Genomic DNA, 22704 nt, shown 5'->3' with positions numbered 1-22704 from the left:
CTTACCGGTCGCATCTCAGACCGCCCACCAGACAGCGGAATCCGCCGGAATCCGGACCGGTCCGTCACCCGTGACGACCGGCGCCGAGGCCAGCAACAGCCGTCCCGGAGCCGGGATTTCCACTTCCGTGCCGTTGAGGTTGACCGTGCAGACAAAACCGGGGCGGGCGAAGGACAGGATGCCGTCGGGCGCCGCGGGGGCGTCCGTCCAGCGCAGCGAGCCGTCGCCGAGCCCCGGCAGCTCCCGGCGCAGCCGCAGCGCCGCGCGGTACAGCTCCAGCGTCGAGTCCGGGTCGCCGGTCTGTGCCTCCACGCTCAGCTCCGTCCACCGGGGCGGCTGCGGCAGCCAGCTGTCGCCCGGCCCGAAGCCGTACGGAGGACGGTCCCCGGACCACGGAATCGGTACCCGGCAGCCGTCGCGCAGCCCCTCCTGGCCGTTGTCGCGGAAGAACGAGGGGTCCTGGCGGACCTCGTCGGGCAGGTCGGTGACCTCGGGCAGGCCGAGCTCCTCGCCCTGGTAGACGTAGGTGGAGCCGGGCAGCGCCAGCATCAGCAGCGCCGCGGCCCTGGCCCGGCGCAGGCCCTGCTCTCCGCCGCCGTAGCGGGTGGTGTGGCGCACCACGTCGTGGTTGGACAGCACCCAGGTGGCGGGGGCGTCGACCGGGGCCATCGCGCTCAGCGTCTCGTCGATCACCTCGCGCAGCCGCCCGGCGTCCCAGCCGGCCATCACGTACTCGAAGTTGAAGGCCTGGTGGAGCTCGTCGGGGCGCAGATAGCGGGCGCTGCGCTCCAGGGTGGGGGTCCAGGCCTCGGCGACGGCGACGCGTTCGCCCGGGTACTCGTCGAGGATGGTGCGCCAGTCGCGGTAGATCTCGTGGACGCCGTCCTGGTCGAAGAAGGGCAGCTCGTCGGTGTTGAGCAGGCCCATCTCCAGGTTGTGGCCGATGTCGGGCAGCCCTTCGGCCTTGACCAGGCCGTGGGCGACGTCGACCCGGAAGCCGTCGACGCCCAGGTCGAGCCAGAAGCGCAGGATCGAGCGGAACTCCTCGCGGACGGCCTCCCGCTCCCAGTTGAAGTCGGGCTGCTCGGGGGCGAAGAGGTGCAGGTACCACTCCTCGGGCTCGCCGTCCGGGCCGCTCACCCGGGTCCAGGCCGGTCCGCCGAACAGGGAGTTCCAGTCGTTGGGCGGCAGTTCGCCGTGCTCGCCCTTGCCGGGGCGGAAGTGGAAGCGCTCCCGCATCGGCGAGCCGGGGCCCTCGCGCAGCGCCTGCCGGAACCACTCGTGGTGGTCCGAGCAGTGGTTGGGGACCAGGTCGACGATCACCCGCAGTCCCAGGGCGTGGGCGTCGCGCACCAGGTCGTCGGCGTCGGTGAGGGTGCCGAACATCGGGTCGACGGCGCGGTAGTCGGCCACGTCGTAGCCGCCGTCGGCCTGCGGGGAGGCGTAGAACGGGGTCAGCCACACGGCGTCCACACCGAGGTCCCTCAGATACGGCAGCCGGGCCCGGGCACCCGGCAGATCGCCGATGCCGTCGCCATTGCCATCGGCGAAGGAACGCACGTACACCTGGTAGATGACAGCGCTCCGCCACCACCCGGCGCCGTCCTGGCCGCCTTCCCCGCGGGGGCGGCCGGCTGGGCGGTCATGGACGTCGGGGGCGAGCTCCTGGGTCATGGGGGTCCCTCGTGGGTCGGAGTCGTCGGCGGCAACGCGTTTCATGAATTTGCGGAAGGATCCGCAATAGCTTGCAGCAGGAGGAGCGTGCCACGTCAAGTCTCCCGGCAGCAACCGTGAGGACACGTGGGCGTAACGATCAAAGGATCTTGCAAGACTTTGCAGCAAGGTCTTTCATCGCTCTTACAACCCTGTTACGTTCACCGACAGCCCGACGGCCGCAAAGGTGCAGTCGGCAGGGGGGAGCGTCATCGCATCCCTGACCATCACGGGCTTTCACCTCAAGGAGAACCTCATGCGGCGTGGCATAGCGGCCACCGCGCTTGTGGCGTCCATCGCCCTCGCGGCGACGGCGTGCGGCGGCAGTGACAGCGGTGACAAGGCTGACGGTCCCGTCACCATCACCTGGTGGGACACCTCCAACTCCACCAACGAGGCCCCCACGTACAAGGCCCTGGTCAAGGAGTTCGAGAAGGCGAACCCCACGGTCAAGGTCAAGTACGTCAACGTCCCCTTCGACTCCGCGCAGAACAAGTTCGACACCGCTGCCGGCAGCAAGGGCGCCCCCGACGTGCTGCGCTCCGAGGTGGGCTGGACCCCGGCCTTCGCCAAGAAGGGCTACTTCCTGGCCCTGGACGGCACCGCCGCGCTCACCGACCAGAGCAAGTTCCAGGCCAGCCTGATCAAGCAGGCCCAGTACGACGGCAAGACGTACGGTGTGCCGCTGACCACCGACACGCTCGCCCTGGTCTACAACAAGACCCTGTTCAAGAAGGCCGGCATCACCGCCGCCCCCGCCACCTGGGACGAGCTGAAGGCCGACGCCAAGCTGGTCAAGCAGAAGGCCAAGGTCGACGGCTTCTGGCTGAACTCCGCCGCCTACTACGCGCAGCCGTTCCTGTACGGCGAGGGCGTGGACATGGTGGACACCGCCGGCAAGAAGATCACCGTCAACGGCGCCGCCGCCAAGAAGGGTCTCAAGACCTGGCAGAGCCTGTTCTCCGGCACCGGCCTGCACAAGGCGGACGTCACCGCCGACGCCTACGCCCACATCGAGGACGCCTTCGTCAACGGCAAGGTCGCCTCGATCATCCAGGGCCCGTGGGAGATCACGAACTTCTACAAGGGCTCGGCGTTCTCCGACAAGGGCAACCTCGGTGTCGCGGTCCTGCCGGCCGGTTCCTCCGGTTCCTCCGGCGCCCCGACCGGTGGGCACAACCTCTCGGTCTACGCGGGCTCGGACAAGGCCCACCAGGACGCGTCGGTCAAGTTCGTCAAGTTCATGACCTCCGCGAAGAGCGAGACGCAGATCGCGCTGAAGAACGCCACCCTGCCGACCCGCTCGGACGCCTACACCTCCGCCGTCACCGCCGACCCGGGTGTCGCCGGCTTCCAGGCGGTCCTGTCCTCCGCCCAGCCCCGTCCCGAGCTGCCCGAGTACAGCTCGCTGTGGGGCCCGCTCGGCACCGAGCTGACCAAGGTCGCCGGTGGCAAGGAGAGCCTGGACAAGGGTCTGTCCAACGCCGAGACCGCGATGGCCAAGCTCCTGCCGGACTACAGCAAGTAACGCCCGCGGCCGCCGGCTCCGCCCCCGCCCGGGGGAGGAGCCGGCGGCCATCCCGGTGCTGAACCGCCGAAACCGAGAAGGTGTCACCGATGACAGTCGCCGTCGAGGGCGGCGCGGCCGCAAAGAGCCGCGGTGCCCAGGGGCCGGGCAACGGCCCGTTCCAGCGCCTCAAGCGCTCCTACCAGAAGCACTGGTACGCGTACGTGATGATCGCCCCGGTGGTCGTCGTACTCGGCGTGCTGGTCGGCTACCCGCTCGTCCAGGGCTTCTACCTGACGCTGACCGACGCCAACAGCCTCAACTCGGCGCGCACCATCGGTGTCAACCACATCGCCGCCACGTACCACTTCATCGGCTTCGGCAACTACGCCGACATCCTGTGGGGCCCCACCTCCTGGGACCGCTTCTGGTCCCACTTCCTCTGGACCGTCTTCTGGACCTTCGCCTGCGTGGTCCTGCACTACACCCTCGGTCTGGGCCTCGCCCTGCTGCTCAACGAGAAGCTGCGCGGCCGCACGTTCTACCGGATGATGCTGATCCTGCCCTGGGCGGTGCCCACCTTCGTCACCGTCTTCTCCTGGCGGATCATGCTCAGCGACTCGGGCGTGATCAACTCCGTCCTCGGCTCGCTCCATCTGCCCCAGCCGCAGTGGCTGGAGGACACCACCTTCCAGCGCACCGCCGCGATCATGGTCAACACCTGGTGCGGTGTCCCCTTCATGATCGTCTCGCTGCTCGGCGGCCTCCAGTCCATCCCCGGCGAGCTCTACGAGGCCGCCGAGATGGACGGCGCCAACGCCTGGCAGCGCTTCCGCAACGTCACCCTGCCCGGCCTGAGCTCGGTCAGCAGCACCGTGGTGCTGCTCGGCGTCATCTGGACCTTCAACCAGTTCGCCATCATCTACCTGCTCTTCGGCTCCAACGCCCCCGACGTGCAGATCCTGGTGACCTGGGCCTACTACCTCGGCTTCGGACAGCAGCCCCGCGACTTCGCCCAGTCCGCCGCCTACGGCGTCCTGCTGCTGGCCATCCTGATCGTCTTCACCTCCTTCTACCGACGCTGGCTGGCCCGCAATGAGCAGCAGCTCGCCGGCTGAACAGGAAGGGACTCCCGCCATGAGCACCACCGCGACCCCCCAGGCAGGCGCCCCCGCGGAGCCCGTCCGCGCCGACCCGCCCGCCGCCGCCCGCCCCGGGCGGGCCCCCCGACGGGGCCGGCGCAGCCGCCGGGCCACCGTCCTGACCCACACGGCACTGATCACCGCCAGCCTCATCGCGGTCTTCCCGATCGGCTGGCTGATCTTCCTCTCGCTCGGCCCGGACAAGGACGACTACCTCCACCCCGGCCGGATCCTCGGCAAGTGGAGCTTCTCCAACTACTCCTTCGTCCTGGAACACACCAGCTTCTTCACCTGGTTCGGCAACACCTGTCTCGTGGCCTTCGCCACCTGCCTGGTCGGCGTCGGCATCTCCGCGACCACCGGCTACGCGATCTCCCGGATGCGCTTCCCCGGCTACCGCAAGCTGATGTGGGTACTGCTGGTCACCCAGATGTTCCCGATCGCCGTACTGATCGTCCCGATGTACACCATCCTCGGCGACCTCGGCCTGATCGACACCTACGGCGGCCTCGTCCTGGTCTACTGCACCACCGCCGTCCCGTACTGCGCCTGGCTGCTCAAGGGCTACTTCGACACGATCCCCTTCGAGATCGACGAAGCCGGACGGGTCGACGGCCTCTCACCCTTCGGCACGTTCTGGCGCCTCATCCTCCCCCTGGCCCGGCCGGGGCTGGCGGTCGCCGCCTTCTACACCTGCCTCACCGCCTGGGGCGAGGTGGCCTTCGCCAACACGTTCATGCTCGACGACACCAAGTACACGCTGGCGGTGGGCCTGAGCAGCTTCATCAGCGAGCACGACTCGCAGTGGAACTACATGGCCGCCACGGCGGTGCTCATCGCGGTGCCCGTCAGCGGTGTCTTCTACCTCGTCCAGAAGCATCTGGTCACCGGGCTGACGGCCGGCGCCGCGAAGTCCTGACCGGACGGGGAGTTCCCCACCCCGCCCCTTCCCGAAACCGGGCTCCGCCCGGGCCCGCCGGGGGCTCCGCCCCCGGGCCCCCGGTCCTCGAACGCCGGACGGGCTGAACGGGCCCCACGAATCGCGACCAAGGACGTCATGACCCAGCGCCTCGCCGACCAGGCCCAGCCGACCGGCACCCCAGCAGACCCGCGGAGCGAATGGTGGCGGGAAGCTGTCATCTACCAGGTGTACCCGCGCAGCTTCGCCGACGGCAACGGCGACGGAATGGGCGACATCCCGGGCATCCGGGAGCGCCTTCCGTATCTGCGCGACCTGGGCGTGGACGCCGTGTGGCTGAGCCCCTTCTACGCCTCCCCGCAGGCGGACGCGGGCTACGACGTCGCCGACTACCGGGCCATCGACCCGATGTTCGGCACCCTCCACGACGCCGACGGCCTGATCCGCGACGCCCACGGCCTGGGGCTGCGCGTCATCGTCGACCTGGTCCCCAACCACTCCTCCGACCAGCACGAGTGGTTCAAGCAGGCGCTGCGCGAGGGCCCCGGATCGCGGCTGCGCGAGCGGTACCACTTCCGGCCCGGCAAGGGTGAGAGCGGCGAACTGCCGCCCAACGACTGGGAGTCCGTCTTCGGCGGCCCGGCCTGGACCCGTGCCGCCGACGGGGAGTGGTTCCTCCACCTGTTCGCCCCGGAGCAGCCCGACTTCAACTGGGACCACCCGGCCGTCCGGGACGAGTTCCGCTCGATCCTGCGGTTCTGGCTGGACATCGGGGTCGACGGCTTCCGGATCGACGTCGCGCACGGCCTGGTCAAGGCCGAGGGCCTGCCCGACATCGGCGGCAGCGAGCACGAGCGGCTCCGGCTGCTCGGCAACGACGTCCTGCCCTTCTTCGACCAGGACGGCGTGCACGAGATCTACCGTTCGTGGCGGAAGATCCTCGACGAGTACGACGGCGAGCGCATCGGCGTGGCCGAGGCCTGGACCCCGACCGTGGACCGCACGGCCAACTACCTGCGCCCCGACGAACTGCACCAGGCCTTCAACTTCCAGTACCTGAGCACCGGATGGGACGCCGGGGCGCTGCGCGAGGTCATCGACCTCTCGCTGGACGCCATGCGGCCGGTCGGCGCCCCGACCACCTGGGTGCTGTCCAACCACGACGTCGTACGGCACCTCACCCGCCTCGGCGGCGGGGTACGGCGCGCCAGGGCGGCCTCGCTGCTGATGCTGGCGCTGCCCGGTTCCGCGTACGTCTACCAGGGCGAGGAACTCGGCCTGCCCGAGGTCACCGACCTGCCCGACGAGGTCCGTCAGGACCCGGCCTTCCACCGCGCGGCCGGCCAGGACGGCTTCCGCGACGGCTGCCGGGTGCCGATCCCGTGGACCTCGCAGGGCCGGTCCTACGGCTTCGGGGCGGGCGGCAGCTGGCTGCCGCAGCCGGCGGAGTGGGCGGGGCTGAGCGTCGAGGCGCAGAGCGGCGACCCGGACTCCACGCTGGAGCTGTACCGCAGCGCGCTGGCCGTGCGCCGCGAGCACCCGGGACTGGGTGCGGGCACCGCCGTGGAGTGGGCCGAGGCCCCGGCGGGTGTGCTGGCCTTCCGGCGTCCGGGCTTCGTCTGCACGGTCAACACCACCGACGGACCGGTGACGATTCCGGCCCCGGGAAGGGTGCTGCTGGCCAGCGCCGGGCTCGCGACGAGCACGGAGGGCTTGGTCACGGTTCCGGCCGACACGACGGTTTGGTGGGCGGTCTGACGTCGCTCGCATAAAGTCGGGCCATGCAGACGGCGCGACTTGCGGATATCGCGGCACAGGCGGGGGTCAGCGAGGCCACCGCCAGCCGTGTCATGAACGGGAAGCCCGGAGTCGCCGCCACCACCCGGCAGAAGGTGCTGGCGGCGCTCGACGTGCTCGGCTACGAGCGGCCGCTGCGACTACGGCATCGCAGCGCCGGGCAGATCGGGCTGATCACACCGGAGCTCAGCAACCCGATCTTCCCCGCCTTCGCGCAGGTCATCGAGCAGAACCTGACCGGCTACGGGTACACGGCCGTGCTCTGCACCCAGCATCCCGGCGGTGCCACCGAGGACGAACTCGTGGAGGCCCTGGCCGAGCGCGGCGTCATGGGCATCGTCTTCCTGTCCGGGCTGCACGCCGACCTCAACTCCGACCCCGAGCGGTATGCCCGCCTCGTCGGCCGCGGTGTGCCGTACGTCCTGATAAACGGCTACAACCCGGCCGTGGCCGGGCCCTTCGTCTCCCCGGACGACCGGGCCTCGGCCCGGATGGCCGTGCAGCATCTGCTGGACCTCGGCCACGAGCGGATCGGGCTCGCCGTCGGCCCCGGCCGTTTCGTGCCCGTCCAGCGCAAGGTCGAGGGCTTCCTGGCGGCGCTGGGCGAGGACGCCCCGGTGCAGCACACCCTGTTCACCGTCGAGGGCGGCGGGGCCGCGGCCGGCGCGCTGCTGGACCGGGGCTGCACAGGCATCGTCTGCGGCAGCGACCTGATGGCCCTGGGCGCCATCCGCGCGGTGCGCGAGCGCGGACTGACGGTGCCGGGCGACGTCTCGGTGGTCGGCTACGACGACTCGCCGCTGGTGCCGTTCACCGATCCGCCGCTCACCACCATCCGGCAGCCGGTCGAGGCGATGGGCGCGGCCGCGGTGGGCGCCCTGCTGGAGGAGATCAGCGGAAACCCCGTGCAGCGCTCGGAGTTCGTCTTCCAGACCGAGCTGGTGGTGCGCGGCTCCACCGCGCAGGTGCGCAGGCGCGGCTGACGGGCGCTTGGGCCGGTGGGGCCGGTGGGGCCGGGCCCGGGACCTGCCCCGGACGGGGCGGCGGGGTGCGTTGACGGTCCCGGACCCCGCCCCGGTCCGAGGGGGTGGGTACCGGGCCGATCGGCCGGGCGCGTGGGACCCGCCGCAGGTGAACCTCCGTGTCCTGCGTGGACCCCCGGCCGATCGGACCGGGCTGGACAGGAACGTAACAGCGATGCAACTCCCTGCGAAAGCCCCTGTTAGAAACTTTCTGCAAGATCCTGCAAGAGGTGTCGCCGCTGTCCGCCCCGGGGCAGCTCCGGGCTGCTCCGGCTACTTCCAGGTGTCGCTGGTGGTGTAACCCGCCGACGACCCGGTGGTGTAGGCGCGGTTGCTCCCGGACTCCCAGGTCACGTTCCCGTTCGTGTCCTTCTTGATGTACTTGTACTCGAAGGACGAGCTGTTGGGCACGATCACCAGCCTGCTCCAGGTCGGGTAGTTCGCCGAGGACAGCGGGATCGCGTCGTCGGTGTCCCAGCCGCCGAGCGAGGCGACGGAACCGACCACGTAGACGTTGGTGCCGGAGACGGTGGTCGCGGACTCGTTGAAGGTGACGTCGGTGGCGTTCGTGGCGGCCAGGTTCCAGCTGTTGTCGAGGGTCAGCGCCGAGGTGCCGGTGGTCGCCGACCGGTTGGCGTTGGACTCCCAGGTCACGTTCCCGGACGCGTCCTTCTCGATGTACTTGTACTCGAAGGAGGTGCCGGCCGGGAGCTGCACGGCCTTCGTCCAGATCGGGTAGCCGCTCGACGAGAGCTGGATCGCGCTGCCGGTGTCCCAGTTGCCCAGGGCGGCCACCGAGCCGACCACATAGACGTTGGTGCCGGTGCCGGTGGACGCGTACTCGTTGAAGGTCGCGGTGACCGTCGAGCCCGAGGTGCCGGTGCTGGTGGCCGTCGTGGTGGGTGTGGCGGTGGCCGTCGCGGTGCTGGTGGGCGTGCTGGTGGCGGTACTGGTCGGGGTGGCGGTCGGCGAGGGCGAGGTGTAGGTGCCGGTGTGGATGGCCACCGCGCTCATGGCGGGCACCGTGATGCTCGCCGAACCACCCGAGACGGTCACGGTGTTCGCGCAGTCGGTGATGACGTCGCAGTAGGTGCCGTCGGCCAGGTTGGTGGCGTAGGTGTACGTGGTGGAACCGGAGGTGTTGTTCATGGCGATGAAGCCGGTGGTGCCACGGCTGAAGCCGATGACATTGCTCGACTTGGCCTGGAAGTTGGTGTACGCGGCCGAGCCGACCGCGTTGTGCCACTCGACCATGCCCTTCACGGCGGTGTACCGGTCCAGGCAGGTCCAGCCGCTGGAGCAGTCGGTGTCGGTGACGAAGCCGCCGGAGTTCGGCGGGGCCTGGTCGCCGGCGGTCCAGTTCCAGCTGGCGTAGACCGACGGTGAGGTGCCGTAGCCGCGGGCCAGTTGGTAGATGTTGGCCAGTGTGGTCTGGTCACCGCCCTGGAGGGCCAGGGTGTAGCCGTTGCGGTCGGTGTCGTGGTTGGTGACGAAGGTCGCCGATGAGCCCTCGTCCACGAAGCCCCAGGTCGAGCCGAAGGTCTGCAGGTTGGAGATGCTGCCCTGGAACTGCGCCTTGATCTTGTTGGCGTAGGTGAAGTCCAGGACGTCACCGGTGCCCTGGTAGGAGGCGGCGGTGGGCGTGGTGCCCGGGTAGACCTCCTGGAAGATGTACGGGTCGCCGCCGGACGTGGTGTCGTCGAGGTAGCCCTCGATGGCGGTGAGGTCGGTGACCGGGATGTGTTTGGCCGCGTCGATGCGGTAGCCGTCGACCCCGAGCGCGGTCATCTTGTTGAGGAAGCCCGCGATGCCCTTGCGGACGTTGGTCTCCTCGGTCTCCAGGTCCGGCAGGCCGAGCAGTTCGCAGTTCTGGATCTCGGTGAGGTTCGACCAGTCGTCGATGATCAGGTCGGAGTCCGAGCAGTCGTCCGACTGGTGGTAGTCGCCGGGGTCCCAGTCCGGGGTGTCGTACTTGTTGCTGACGGCCGTGCCGTTGTAGCCGGTGCCGGTCTGGGCGGCGGTGTGGTTGATCACCGCGTCGACATAGACCTTGATGCCGGCGTTGTGGCAGGTGGTGACCATGTTCGCGAACTGGGTGGCGCTGCCGAAGCGGCTGTTGAGGTTGTACGAGTACGGCTGGTAGACGTCCCACCAGTAGTAGCTGGACTGCTTGAGCGACTCGGCGGGCGGGGCCACCTGGACGGCTCCGTAACCGGCCGGGTCCAGGACGTCGGCGCACTCGGAGGCGACCGAGTCCCAGTTCCACTCCCACAGGTTGGCGATGACGTCGCCGTTGGCCACACCGGTGTCGGTGGCGGCGTGTGCCTGGGTGGCGGGCAGGGCGGTGAGGGCGCCGAGGGCGAGTGCGGCGGCGAGGCCGAGGGCTCCGGCGGAGAGCCGGGCGCGTATGCGGCGGGGCGGTGGCGGGGAGGCGGATTCCGGGGTGCGACTCATGGGGGTGCGGCTCTCCTGAGATCGGTCCGACGGGGGGTGCGTTGAACGCGAGAGTGAGCGTGCTTCTGTGAACAGTGCACGTCAAGAGATTGGTTGAAAGTTCTTGCTGTGAATTGCAGTCGCTTGCGCGGGGGTTGGCACCGCGTGAAGGGGTGCCCGCAGCCCGTCGGACCGGTCCGCACCAGCACGATTGACGGCCGTTGCCTGGAAATCTTTGCGACATCTTGCTGTAAGGCCTGCGTAAGCGCTACCGTCCGGTTCACAGTCCGGCACCGACGCCGGGCGGCACCCGGCTCATGCGCGTGGGTACCGGGCGCGAGCGTCACCGGAGGTCCGGAGCGGACCCCGGCGGCACTACCGTCCGCACACGGATTCCGCAAGGAGATCACCCCGTGGCCCAGCAGCCCTGGCTGCCCGTGTCCGCTGTGCGCGCCCGTCGCGCGCGCGGCGCACGCACCGCCGTAGCCGTCGTTCTGGCGGCACTCGTCGCCGCCTTCGTACAGCCCGTGGCCGTCGGCGCGGCCACCCCGCCGCCCCCGTCCGACAGGACGCTGGTCGCCTCGGCGGACGCCCGCGACGACCTGACCCGGGAGCAGTTCTACTTCGTCATGCCGGATCGTTTCGCCAACGGCGACACCTCCAACGACAAGGGCGGACTCACCGGCACCCGCCTCACCACCGGCTACGACCCGACCGACAAGGGCTTCTACCAGGGCGGCGACCTCAAGGGCCTGACCAAGCGGCTGGACTACATCAAGGGCCTCGGCACCACCTCCATATGGATGGCGCCGATCTTCAAGAACAAGGCCGTCCAGGGGACGGGGGACACCGCGTCGGCCGGCTACCACGGGTACTGGATCACCGACTTCACCCAGGTCGACCCGCACTTCGGCACCAACGCCGACCTGGAGAAGCTGATCTCCAGGGCCCACGCCAAGGGCATGAAGGTCTTCTTCGACGTCATCACCAACCACACCGCCGACGTCGTCGACCACGACCAGAAGTCCTACGGCTACCTCTCCAAGGGCGCCTTCCCGTACCTGACCAAGGACGGCGTGCCCTTCGACGACGCCGACTACGCCGACGGGAAGAAGGCCTTCCCGGCGGTCGACCGGGACTCCTTCGCCTACACCCCGGCCGTGGCCGCCTCCGAGACCGGCACCAAGGTCCCCTCCTGGCTCAACGACCCGACGATGTACCACAACCGGGGCGACTCCACCTACGCCGGCGAGAGCACCGACCAGGGTGACTTCTCCGGCCTGGACGACCTGTGGACCGAGCGCCCCGAGGTCGTGCACGGCATGGAGCGGATCTACCAGAAGTGGGTCCGCGACTTCGGTATCGACGGCTTCCGGATCGACACCGTCAAGCACGTCGACATGGACTTCTGGACCCAGTGGGCCACCGCCCTGGACGACTACGCCGCGAAGCACGGCCGCAAGGACTTCTTCCAGTTCGGCGAGGTCTACTCCGCCGACACATCGGTGACCTCCCCCTACGTCACCCAGGGCAGGCTCGACGCGACCCTCGACTTCCCCTTCCAGGAGGCCGCCCGCGAGTACGTCTCGCAGGGCGCCTCGGCCGCGAAGCTGTCGTCCGTCTTCGCCGACGACTACAAGTACACCTCCGGCACGGCCAACGCGTACGAGCAGGTCACCTTCCTCGGCAACCACGACATGGGCCGCATCGGGTACTTCCTCACCTCCGACAACCCCGGGGCCACCGACGCCGAACTGGTGAAGAAGGACAGACTCGCCAACGAGCTGATGTTCCTCAGCCGGGGCAACCCCGTCGTGTACTACGGCGACGAGCAGGGCTTCACCGGCTCCGGCGGCGACAAGGACGCCCGCCAGACCATGTTCGGCTCCCAGGTCGCCGACTACCTCGACGACGACGAACTCGGCACCGACCGCACCGCCGCCTCCGACGCGTACGACACCGACGGGACGCTCTACACCTCCATCGCCGCCCTGGCCGAACTCCGCAAGCGGAACCCGGCCCTCACCGACGGCGTCCAGACCGAGCGCTACGCGGCCGACGGCGCCGGTGTCTACGCCTTCTCCCGCACCCTCGCCGCGGACGGCGTGGAGTACGTCGTCGCCGTCAACAACGCGACGAGCGCGAAGAGCGTGGACCTGTCCACGTACTCCGCGGGCATCGGCTTCAAGGAGATCTACGGCGGCTCCGGCACCGTCACCTCCGGCTCCGACACCAAGATCGCGGTCAAGGTCCCGGCCATGTCCGCCGTGGTCTACAAGGCGACCAGGAAGCTGGGCGCGGCCACCGGCACCCCCGCCGTCACCCTGACCGCCCCCGCCGCCGGCGCCACCGGCACGGTCACCCTCTCCGCGGACATCGACGCGGCCCCGCTGAGCCGCGTCGTCTTCGCCGCGCAGACCGGCAACGGCGCCTGGCAGACCCTCGGCTCCGCCGACCACGCCCCCTACCAGGTCACCCAGCACCTCGGGGACGACCTCGCGGCCGGAACGACCGTCCGCTACAAGGCCGTTGTCGTCGACCGGGCGGGCCGTACGGCGAGCGCCCTCGCGCAGACCACCACCGGCACCCCGGAGCAGGAGGCGACGCCCACCGCCACCAGCCGGGACTACGCGATCGTCCACTACAAGCGCACAGACGGCGACTACACCGACTGGCGCCTCTACGCCTGGGGCGACCTCGCCGACGGCGAGTCCACCACCTGGCCCGCCGGACACGACTTCACCGGCCGCGACGCCTACGGCGCCTTCGCCTACGTCAAGCTCAAGGAGGGCGCGAGCAGCGTCGGCTTCCTCGTCATCGACAAGGACGGCAACAAGGACGTCTCCGCCGACCGCACCATCGATGTCACCCGCACGGGTGAGGTCTGGCTCTCCCAGGGTGACGCCGACGTCCTGACGGAGGCCCCCACCGGCGCCTACCCGGATCTGGGGGCACCTCCCAGCCGCCAGGCTGGGGGAGACACCGGCAAGGCGGTCATCCACTACCACCGCGCCGACGGCGACTACGACGGCTGGGGCCTGCACGTCTGGACCGGCGCCGCCACCGGCACCGACTGGTCCAGCCCCCTGAAGCCGGTGAAGACTGACACCTACGGCGCCGTCTTCGAGGTACCGCTCACCGATGGCGCGACCTCGCTGAGCTACATCATCCACAAGGGCGACACCAAGGATCTCGACGCCGACCAGTCCCTGGACTTCTCGACGTACGGGCACGAGGTGTGGCTGTTGAACGGAACCGCGAAATACCTGCTGCCCTCCACCGAGGGCTCCGCCGCCGACCTCGACCTCTCGGCCGCCAAGGCCCAGTGGATCGACCGGAACACCGTCGCCTGGGACACCAGCCCCACGGCCGCCGCCAGCTACCAGCTCGTCTACTCGCCCGACGGCGACCTGACCCTCAAGGACGGCGCACTCACCGGCAGCCAGCACTGGCTGCGCCTCACACCGGTGAGCGGCGGCCTCACCGACGCCCAGAGGACGAAGTACCCGCACCTGAAGGACTACGCTGCCTTCACCGTCGACCCGCGCGACCGGGACCGGACCGGCAACGCCCTCACCGGCCAGGTCGTCGCCACCCAGCACCTCGCCACAGGCGCCCTGCTCGCCGCCACCGGCGTACAGACCCAGGGCGTCCTCGACGACCTCTACGCCGCCAAGGCCGGCAAGGCCTCCCTCGGCGCGGTCTTCGACCACCACGGCACACCGACGCTGTCCGTCTGGGCCCCGACCGCCCGGTCCGTCGCCCTGGACCTGGACGGCACCACCGTCGCCATGAAACGTGACCCGGCCAGCGGCGTCTGGAGCGTCAGAGGCAAGAAGTCCTGGACCGGCCGCACCTACCGGTACGTCGTCGAGGTCTGGGCCCCCTCGACGAGGAAGATCGAGACCAACAAGGTCACCGACCCCTACTCGGTCGCGCTCACCACCGACTCCGAGCGCAGCGTCATCGCCGACCTGGACGACCCCTCCCTCGCCCCCAAGGGGTGGTCGAACCTGGCCAAGCCCAAGGCCGTCACCCTCAACAACGCCCAGATCCAGGAACTCCACCTGCGCGACTTCTCCGCCGAGGACAGCACCGTCCCGGCGGCCGACCGCGGCAAGTACACCGCCTTCACCGACACCGGCTCGGCCGGCATGAAACACCTCAGGGCGCTCGCCGCGTCAGGTGTCTCGTACGTCCACCTGCTCCCGGTCTTCGACTTCGCCACGGTCGCGGAGAACGCCGCCGACCAGTCCACCCCCGACTGCGACCTGGGCTCCTACGCCGCCGACTCCGGCAAGCAGCAGGAGTGCGTCGGCGCGGTCGCCGCCAAGGACGCGTACAACTGGGGCTACGACCCGCTCCACTACACCGTGCCCGAAGGCTCGTACAGCACCGACCCCGAGGGGACGCGGCGCACCGTCGAGTTCCGCGAGATGGTCCGGAGCCTCAACACCTCCGGCCTGCGGGTCGTCATGGACGTGGTCTACAACCACACCGCCGCCTCCGGCCAGGACGACAACTCCGTACTCGACCGGATCGTCCCCGGCTACTACCAGCGGCTGCTGGCCGACGGATCGGTCGCCGACTCCACCTGCTGCTCCAACACCGCCACCGAGAACGCGATGATGGGCAAGCTCGTCGTCGACTCGGTCGTCACCTGGGCCAGGGAGTACAAGGTCGACGGCTTCCGCTTCGACCTGATGGGCCACCAGCCCAAGGCCAACCTCCTCGCCGTCCGCAGGGCGCTGGACGCGCTGACACCCGAGAAGGACGGCGTCGACGGCAAGAAGATCATCATGTACGGCGAGGGCTGGAACTTCGGCGAGGTCGCCGACGACGCCCGCTTCGTCCAGGCCACCCAGAAGAACATGGCCGGCACCGGCATCGCCACCTTCTCCGACCGCGCCCGCGACGCCGTCCGCGGCGGTGGCCCCTTCGACTCCGACCCCGGCGTCCAGGGCTTCGCCTCCGGGCTCTACACCGACCCCAACACCTCCACCGCCAACGGCACCACCGCCGAGCAGAAGACCCGCCTCCTGCACTACCAGGACCTCATCAAGGTCGGCCTCACCGGCAATCTGAAGGACTTCACCTTCACCGACTCGACCGGCAAGCAGGTCAAGGGCTCCGAGGTCGACTACAACGGCTCCGCCGCCGGCTACGCCGACGCCCCGGGCGACGCCCTCGCCTACGTCGACGCCCACGACAACGAGTCGCTGTACGACGCCCTCGCCTACAAGCTCCCGTCCGGCACCTCGGCGGACGACCGGGCCCGCATGCAGGTCCTGGCCGAGGCCACCGCCGCCCTGTCCCAGGGCCCTGCCCTCTACCAGGCCGGCAGCGACCTGCTGCGCTCCAAGTCCCTCGACCGCAACTCCTACGACTCCGGCGACTGGTTCAACGCCATCCACTGGAACTGCGCGGCCGGCAACGGCTTCGGCCGCGGCCTCCCGCAGGCCGCCGACAACGAGTCCAAGTGGCCTTACGCCAGGCCCCTGCTGGGCATCAGCTCCCTCAAGGCCGCGTGCGCCCAGATCAACCGGGCCACCGCCGCCTACCAGGACCTGATCAAGATCCGCACGACCGAGCCGGCCTTCGGCCTCACCACGGCCTCCGCGGTCCAGGACCGGCTGTCCTTCCCCCTCTCGGGCAAGGACGAGACGGCGGGCGTCATCACCATGAGGCTCGGCAGGCTCGTCGTCGTCCTCAACGCGACCCCCGGCTCCCAGGACCAGCGGATCACCGCCCTGGCCGGCCGGAGCTACGCCCTTCACCCCGTTCAGGCCGCCGGCTCGGACGAGGTCGTCAAGAAGTCCACGTACGACTCCGCCTCCGGCACCTTCACGGTCCCGGCCCGGACCGTCGCGGTGTTCGTCGCGTCCGTCCGGTAGCCGTCCCTCCTCGATCGCCGGACCGGGGGTACCTCCCGGCGATGGCTGCGGGCACCGGCTTCTCGGCCGGTCCGGTGATCGAGGAAGGCCCATATGGGGCCCATACGGATGAATTACCGGCGTGGCGCCTTGCGCTGGGGAGTCGCGGGGGTACGCATACAGTGCCCATGGTGACACTGTGTAGCCAGAAGCTGCGCTGTGTCACCGGGTGCCGTTCCGCTTCCCTCCGCGGCCGCGCCGACGTCATCGGCATACCGCGGACGACTCCCCTGGAGGACCCGTGAGGTCTCGCCGGCGAATATCCCTGTCCGCGCTTCCCGCCGTACTCGTGCTGGCCGTCAGCGCGCTCATGGGCGCGATCGCGCCCGCTCAGGCGGACGACCCCGGCCGCGCCGGGCGAACACCGGCCGCCGCCGGCCGCCCCCTGCCGGGCTCCCCGACCGCCACGACCCCGCACCCGACCGCGTCGGAGAGGGGTGACAGGCCCAACACCTGCGTCGGCATCACCTTCACCGATCCCACGTACTTCTGCGGTGACCCCCGCCTCGGGCCGCGCTTCCTGCCCACCAGGGGTGTACTCGGCGCGATCCTCGCCGACTACCGGCGCCTCGGCGGACAGACCGCCAACGGATTCATCCAGACCTGGTGGCTCCCCGCGCAGGGGCGCTACGACTTCCCGATCAAGAACGGCTTCCGGCTCGACGCGGCGGGCAACGCGATCTCCGTGAACCTGCCGCTCCTCGTGGGGCAGAAACTCGACCGCTTCGGAGGCGAGGGCGGCCAGTTCCTGGCTCCGGCCGGCACGCCGTACTCCCAGCGCTCCCTGCCGCCGCAGAGCCTCAACACCATCGAGGGGGCCTACCCCTTCAACTACCACGTGTACAAGGTCCTGAAGCCGTTCACGGTCGAGGCGGGCCCCGCCGCCCCGTGGTTCAACCAGCCGGGCGAGGGCATCCAGTACAAGATCCCCGGAACGACCGACAATGTGGGCACGCTGGTCACCGGCGGCTTCCTCAAGCGCCTGAACTGACGGGACCCGACATGGACCGACGTGAGCTGTGCGAGGTGCTCGCCTCCGAGGGCGTCGCCGACGGGCTGTACGAGATCCCGGGCTTCCACGAGACCCGGCCGAGGCCCGTGGACTTCAGATACCTCCGGCAGGAGGGCGACGCATGGGTCGTCGGCACCTGCGAACGAGGCGTCTGTCAGCCGTTCCGGCGCTTGAGCACCGAGGACGCGGCATGCCGCTTCCTCCATGACCAGCTCACCCGGCGCGGCCCCGGTCCGGGGCCGGACGCCGCCGAGGAGATGGAGTCCGTCCTGCGCGAGCGGGAGGAGATCCAGCGCTCCGCCCGCGAGGCCTTCGAACGGGCCCGCCGCGCGGACTCCTCGTAACTCCCCGCCGTCAGCTCCTTCTCCAGCAGCGTCACGGCGTACCTGCTCCCCAGCCCGCCGTCCTTGAGCGGCTGTTCGCCGACCACCGTGTACCCGGCACTCTCGTAGTACGCCCGCAGCCTCGGGTTCGTCGACACACAGTCCAGCCGGCAGTACGCCCGCCCCGCCTCGGCTATCCGGCGCTCGGCCTCGGCCAGCATCGTCCGCCCGGCACCGGGCGGCGCCGCCGCGCGGTCCACCATCAGCCGGTGCACATAGCCCGCGTCCGCCGGCCTGACGCCCCAGGCGGCGGGGTCGTTCCACCACAGCTCCCAGCCGCCGACGGCCCGGCCGGACGCCTCCGCGAGCCACACCTCGCCCTCGGCCATGCGGCGGCGGAAGTGGTCCTCGCCCAGTTCGCCGGGCTTCCACTGGACGATCCCGTTGGCCTGCATCCAGCGGGCGGCATCGTCACGGAGCCGTACCAGCGCCGGGGCGTCGGCGTCACGGGCGGGGCGGAAGTCAAGATCGCTCATGTCCGCCATTGTGCCGGGGTGACCATCGCAGGATTCACTCGTTTCCCTGAACGTGGAGTCGAAGCAGGCGACAGCTGCCCGTCCGCCGCGGGCCGGGTCCGTCGAGGTGGACGTCGAAGAGGCCGAAGCGGCACTGGTGGAGCACTACCCGCACCTGGTGCGGCTGGCCTATCTCACGCTGCCGCCGTCACTGGGCCGGCACCGCCGGGTGATCACCGCCCACGCCCTCGTCCAGCGGGCGCTGCCGCGGTCGCCGGTGGTGGCGGCCTCGGCGTACGCGCTGGTGCGGCAGGAGGTGCTGCGCGCCGCGCTGCGGTCGGGGCTCCGGCGACGAGGGCGCCCGGGACTGCCGCTGGGACTGCCGCTGGGGTTGCGGTCGGGGCTGGGGCCGGTGATGGCCGCGCCGCCGTATGTGTGGGGCCTGCGGCTCCATCCGAAGGCGGGCGGGACGGACGAGTCGGCACTGGACCGGGCGCTGACACCGCTGGACGCGGCCGGGCGCGCGGCCTACGTCCTGCGCGAGTCGGAGGGGCTGGACCGCGCGCGGATCTGCGGGCTGCTGGAGCGGCTCGGGGCGGCGGACGCCCGTACGGCGGTGAAGGCGGCCGAGGCGCTGCCCGAAGGGCTGCTGCGCGGCCGGGAGTTCGACCCCGCCACCGTCGGGGCCCGGCCGACGGACCTGCTGCGCCGGCGGCAGCACGTGAAGGCCGGGCTGATCGTCGCCGGCGCGGTGGCGGTCGCCGGGGCCCTGCTCGGGATCCTGGGCGGGACTCTGGGCGGGGCAGCGGAGCCGTACGCCGCCGCGGGCGCGCCGTCCGGGACGTACGCGGGGGCGTATCGCGACCCGGGGAAGCTGGTGCGGGCGAGGAGCGGGGCGTGGCGGCACACCGCACGCACCGACTTCACCGCGTGGCCGGCGCGCGGCGGCCGTACGAAGGACACCGCGCTGCTCGGCCGGGCGCTCGCGGTGTGGGCGAACCCGGGCCCGGCCGTACGGGTGTCGGCCACCGTGGGCACCGCCAGAAGCCGCCCGGCGCAGGAGCCGCAGCTGCTGTACGCGGGCGAGGTGGACGGGGCCGTGGTGGTGGTGCTGTACGACGGGATGCGGGTCGTACGGTACGCGGAGCCGGGCAGCCGGGCGGGTGGTGGCGGCGGCGGCGGGGCGGGCGCGGCGGCACTGGACTTCGCGCGGGTGGACGGCGCGGGCGCCACCACGGCGGCCGTGGTGGTCGGCCGGACGGACGGCAACACGCGCTTTCTGACCGCCCCCTGGGTCAGCCGGGCCCGGACCCGCGATCTGCTGGCCCCCGGCCGGGCCGCCGTGTCGCTGCACCGGACGGCGGACGGTGTGACGGACCCGGTGCGCATCCCGGGCGCGGACACCGGCGCCGGGAGTTGCGGGACGACATGGCCGGTGCTGGAGTTCGCCAACGCGGCCCGGACCGGCGGCCGTCCGTATCTGCTGACCGACCTCGGCGAGCTGGTGCCGGCGCAGCTGACGTACCAGCGGTCCGGGGCGGCCGGCCCGACGGCCCGCGCCAGTTGGGCACATACTGTATGCAATCTACCGGCCCTGCGCGGCCACGGGGTGCGGACCGTCGACGCCTGGGAGTACTCCCACCAGCTCCTGCCCGAGCGGAACGGGACCGCCTCCTGGGTGTGCCTGCGGTCCGACACCTGGCGGGGTGCCGGCCGGGCACTGGCGCTGTTCCTGCCGCCGACGGCCTCGGCCACCAGCCCGGGAGCACCGGTGGGGCAGAGCGGTTCGGACACCGCGGCGTGCGGCGGTCACCTGCCGCAGGTACTGGCCGGCGTGCTGTGGAAGTCGACCGCCGGGAACTGGTACCTGCTGGCGGCCGGGAGCCCGGACGTGGCACGGATCGAGGCGTCCGGCGGGGTCACGGCTACAGGGACGGGCAGCACGCTGGCCGCGCCCGCCGAGCGGGGCGCCCGGGCCGAGCTGACCGGCGTGCTCGACTCGGGCGACTCGCTCACGACGTTGCGCTAGCGCCTCCGCGACGGCGGAGGACGCGGCGCTGCCGCGGTCCCTGCTCGGGCAGCCAGCCGAAGGTCAGGCAGCAGCCGACGATGCCGAGGATCAGCCCCAGGATGAAGCCGCCCAGGTTGGACGTGATCCAGGTACCGAGGGAGAGCAGCACACCGACGAGGGAGTAGAAGAGCCGCTGCGCCGGGTTGCAGAGGGTCAGCACTCCGCAGACGATCATCAGAGCGGGCAGCAGGAATCCGGCCAGCCCCATGGTGCCCATGTGCACCACGATGCCGATGGGGGCGTGCATGGTCAGCAGGATCTCACCGCCCCCGAGGGTGAGCAGGACGCCGCCCCAGAAGGGACGGCGTCCGCGCCATGCGGCGAAGCCGCTCATCAGCAGGCCTGGTCGCTGAAGCTGAGGTGCAGGCCGGGGAGCTTGAAGAGGGCGGCCGTGGTGGCGTAGTTGGTCTGCCGCAGGTTCATGATGGTGACCTTGTCCGACTGCTGGCTGAAGACGCCGATCGGTCCCTTGACGCCGGCCTTGTTGAGCTCGCTGGCGTCGTTGCCGATCTCGATGTTCTTGAACGAGGCATCACCCTGGATCAGGGTGGAGTCGGTGGTCAGGTGGCGGGCTGTCACCGGAGTGCTGCCGGTGCCGGCGGTGATCCGGAGGTTGATGCCGCCGAGGTCGACGCTCTGGCACAGGTTGTAGAGCTCGGCCTTCTTGATCGCCGAGGTGATGATCAGTACCTGGCCGCCGGTGTCACCGGCGTTGGGGCTGTCCTTGGACATGGTGTCGAGGCCGCCGAACTGCTCGAAGCCCGTGCCATCCAGCTTGTCCGCGGTGACCGTGAACGGCATACCGGAGATCGCGAACTGGGAGGCGAGTACCCCCTGTGCGCTGAGGACCATCAGGGTCGCGCCGATGAGACCGGCGGGTACGGCCATGACCGCCGCCCGGCGGAAACGGACGCGTCCGCGTCTGGACGGCGCCGGTGTGGTGCTGTCGTCGCCTGATGCGACGGCTTCGGGGGACGTGCTCATGAAAGCTCCCAGGAACGTGGTGAACGCGGAACAGAATCACGCATGGTTCATTGGCACGTTGTCCTGGCGCGGACAGCGGATGGGCGGCGTGCGCCTGCCCGTGCACCTCCCGGCGGAGCGCAAGGGCTTTCCGTGGCACGTCGCTGTAGCCGGTGAGGAAGCTACCCCGCGGTAAGAGTCGGGTCAAGTGGCTTGTGGGAAAACGATGTTGACGGTGTGTCGGTTACGTGGCGGACCTTCTGTGAGCCGCCGGACGAGCCGCCGGACGAGCCGCCGGACGAGCCGCCGGACGAGCCGCCGGGCGGGCCCCCTCCCGACAGGCAGGGGGGCGAGGCGGCCAGCGCCACCGGGCCCGGCTTCGCCAGCCATGCGGCGGCCTCCGCCGGACCGAGGAAGGGTGCCAGTACGAAGTAGCCCAGGGTGGGCAGCAGTCCGGGCAGTTCGGCCGTCCCACCGGCGGCGATCCGCCGGTGGATGCTCGCGTAGACCCCGCCCACGACGGCGTCGACCAGCTCGGTCCGCGACACGCCCTCGCCGACCGGCGCCGCCGCGAAGAAGCGCCGGAAGCAGGCCAGCAGCGCTTCCCGTTCCGCGCGTCCGGCCGCCCCGACGGCGTCGAGCTCGACCACCGCCATCGTCGCGAAGGCCGGGGCCTCGGCCAGGATGCGGAGCAGTGTGGCGAGGGCGTCCCGGATGCCGGTCGGCCAGTCCTCGGGCGCGACCGCGTCGAAGGCCGTGCCCATCGAGGCGACGACCAGCGAGGTCCCGTGCCGGTGGGCCGCGATGAAGGCGTCCTCCTTGCCCTCGAACTGCTCGTAGAAGACCGGCCGGGTGACCCCGGCGGCCTGGCAGATGTCACTGATCCGGGCCTTGGTGTAGCCGGCCTGCGCGACGGTACGGACGATGCCGTCCAGCAGCCGGTCCCGCTGGGTCGCGGCCACCACCTCGGCGGGCAGCCTGCGCGGGCCTCGTCTGATGGATCGCTCAGGATCACGACCGGCCCTGGTTCCGGGAAGTACGACGCTCATTTCTCGAACTTCCTTCCGAGTTCACCCTTGACGCTGAATACCTATCAGGTTTACAACCTTCACAGGTTTCTTACGAGTCCGTGGCGCCGGACCGAGACACCACGCACCACGCATCACAGGCACCACGCAACACACGCCCTGCGCACCACACGCACCATGTCCGTCTGCACGGCATGTTCCGTCTGCACGACATCTTCCCGGCACCCCTCCCCCCTGAGGAGTGCGCGCACATGAAGTTTTCCGGGTCGGTTGCCCCCCTTCCCCACGCCCGCGCCCTGCCCCACGTCATCAGGCCCTGTCCGGCC

14 protein-coding genes are annotated in these 22704 nt (G+C 70.4%); 8 read left to right on the top strand and 6 right to left on the bottom strand.

Annotated features, from left to right (window positions below; translation table 11 throughout):
* Positions 1-15: 15 nt before the first annotated feature.
* Complete coding sequence (locus RWE79_RS11620; RefSeq protein WP_475939975.1) at positions 16-1674, bottom strand: glycoside hydrolase family 13 protein; 1659 nt, start codon at positions 1672-1674, stop codon at positions 16-18.
* A 295-nt stretch (positions 1675-1969) separates the two neighbouring features.
* On the opposite strand from RWE79_RS11620, the gene RWE79_RS11615 reads away from it, so the two are divergent.
* The 5 genes from RWE79_RS11615 to RWE79_RS11595 all read left to right on the top strand — a co-directional run bounded on the left by RWE79_RS11615 (position 1970) and on the right by RWE79_RS11595 (position 8061).
* Complete coding sequence (locus tag RWE79_RS11615) at positions 1970-3241, top strand: extracellular solute-binding protein (RefSeq protein ID WP_475939974.1); 1272 nt, start codon at positions 1970-1972, stop codon at positions 3239-3241.
* A gap of 89 nt (positions 3242-3330) precedes the next feature.
* Positions 3331-4338 carry a carbohydrate ABC transporter permease gene (locus RWE79_RS11610; protein WP_475939973.1) on the top strand — a complete coding sequence of 336 codons (1008 nt, stop codon included), beginning with the start codon at positions 3331-3333 and terminating at the stop codon, positions 4336-4338.
* 19 nt (positions 4339-4357) lie between these two features.
* A complete protein-coding gene (locus RWE79_RS11605; RefSeq protein ID WP_475939972.1) occupies positions 4358-5281 on the top strand; it encodes a sugar ABC transporter permease in 924 nt (307 codons plus the stop codon).
* Positions 5282-5419: 138 nt separating this feature from the next.
* Complete coding sequence (locus RWE79_RS11600) at positions 5420-7039, top strand: glycoside hydrolase family 13 protein (protein ID WP_475939971.1); 1620 nt, start codon at positions 5420-5422, stop codon at positions 7037-7039.
* Between the two features lie 23 nt (positions 7040-7062).
* A complete protein-coding gene (locus tag RWE79_RS11595) occupies positions 7063-8061 on the top strand; it encodes a LacI family DNA-binding transcriptional regulator (protein ID WP_475939970.1) in 999 nt (332 codons plus the stop codon).
* A 312-nt stretch (positions 8062-8373) separates the two neighbouring features.
* On the opposite strand, the gene RWE79_RS11590 is transcribed toward RWE79_RS11595, so the two are convergent.
* Complete coding sequence (locus RWE79_RS11590; protein WP_475939969.1) at positions 8374-10554, bottom strand: carbohydrate-binding module family 20 domain-containing protein; 2181 nt, start codon at positions 10552-10554, stop codon at positions 8374-8376.
* Between the two features lie 392 nt (positions 10555-10946).
* Between RWE79_RS11590 and pulA the strand changes: the two genes are divergently transcribed.
* Together pulA and RWE79_RS11580 are read left to right on the top strand one after the other, a co-directional pair.
* Entirely contained in the window at positions 10947-16427 is a 5481-nt protein-coding gene (gene pulA, locus RWE79_RS11585; RefSeq protein WP_475939968.1) for a pullulanase-type alpha-1,6-glucosidase, read from the top strand.
* Positions 16428-16707: 280 nt separating this feature from the next.
* Entirely contained in the window at positions 16708-17457 is a 750-nt protein-coding gene (locus tag RWE79_RS11580; protein WP_475939967.1) for a TNT domain-containing protein, read from the top strand.
* A 175-nt stretch (positions 17458-17632) separates the two neighbouring features.
* On the opposite strand, the gene RWE79_RS11575 is transcribed toward RWE79_RS11580, so the two are convergent.
* On the bottom strand, positions 17633-18337 hold the full coding sequence (locus RWE79_RS11575) for an N-acetyltransferase family protein (protein WP_475939966.1): 705 nt from the start codon (positions 18335-18337) through the stop codon (positions 17633-17635).
* A 52-nt stretch (positions 18338-18389) separates the two neighbouring features.
* Here RWE79_RS11575 and RWE79_RS11570 point away from each other — a divergent pair, with 52 nt between their 5' ends.
* Positions 18390-20345, top strand: coding sequence for a hypothetical protein (locus RWE79_RS11570; protein WP_475939965.1), 1956 nt, complete (start codon positions 18390-18392; stop codon positions 20343-20345).
* On the opposite strand, the gene RWE79_RS11565 is transcribed toward RWE79_RS11570, so the two are convergent.
* From RWE79_RS11565 to RWE79_RS11555, 3 genes are all read right to left on the bottom strand, one after another.
* Positions 20329-20721: a DUF6114 domain-containing protein gene (locus tag RWE79_RS11565; protein WP_475939964.1), complete on the bottom strand. Its 393-nt coding sequence runs from the start codon at positions 20719-20721 to the stop codon at positions 20329-20331. The two genes, RWE79_RS11570 and RWE79_RS11565, sit on opposite strands and share 17 nt — an antisense overlap.
* A complete protein-coding gene (locus RWE79_RS11560; RefSeq protein ID WP_475939963.1) occupies positions 20721-21371 on the bottom strand; it encodes a DUF6230 family protein in 651 nt (216 codons plus the stop codon). Before RWE79_RS11560 ends, RWE79_RS11565 begins: the two co-directional genes overlap by 1 nt.
* Before the next feature lie 161 nt (positions 21372-21532).
* Positions 21533-22399 (bottom strand): TetR/AcrR family transcriptional regulator, encoded by an 867-nt coding sequence (locus RWE79_RS11555; protein ID WP_475939962.1) that lies wholly within the window; start codon positions 22397-22399, stop codon positions 21533-21535.
* Positions 22400-22704 lie beyond the last annotated feature (305 nt).

The sequence above is a fragment of the Streptomyces sp. RLA131 genome (genome assembly GCF_056270125.1).
Note: the sequence above shows the minus strand (reverse complement) of the source record. Positions and strands in the feature narration are given on the sequence as shown.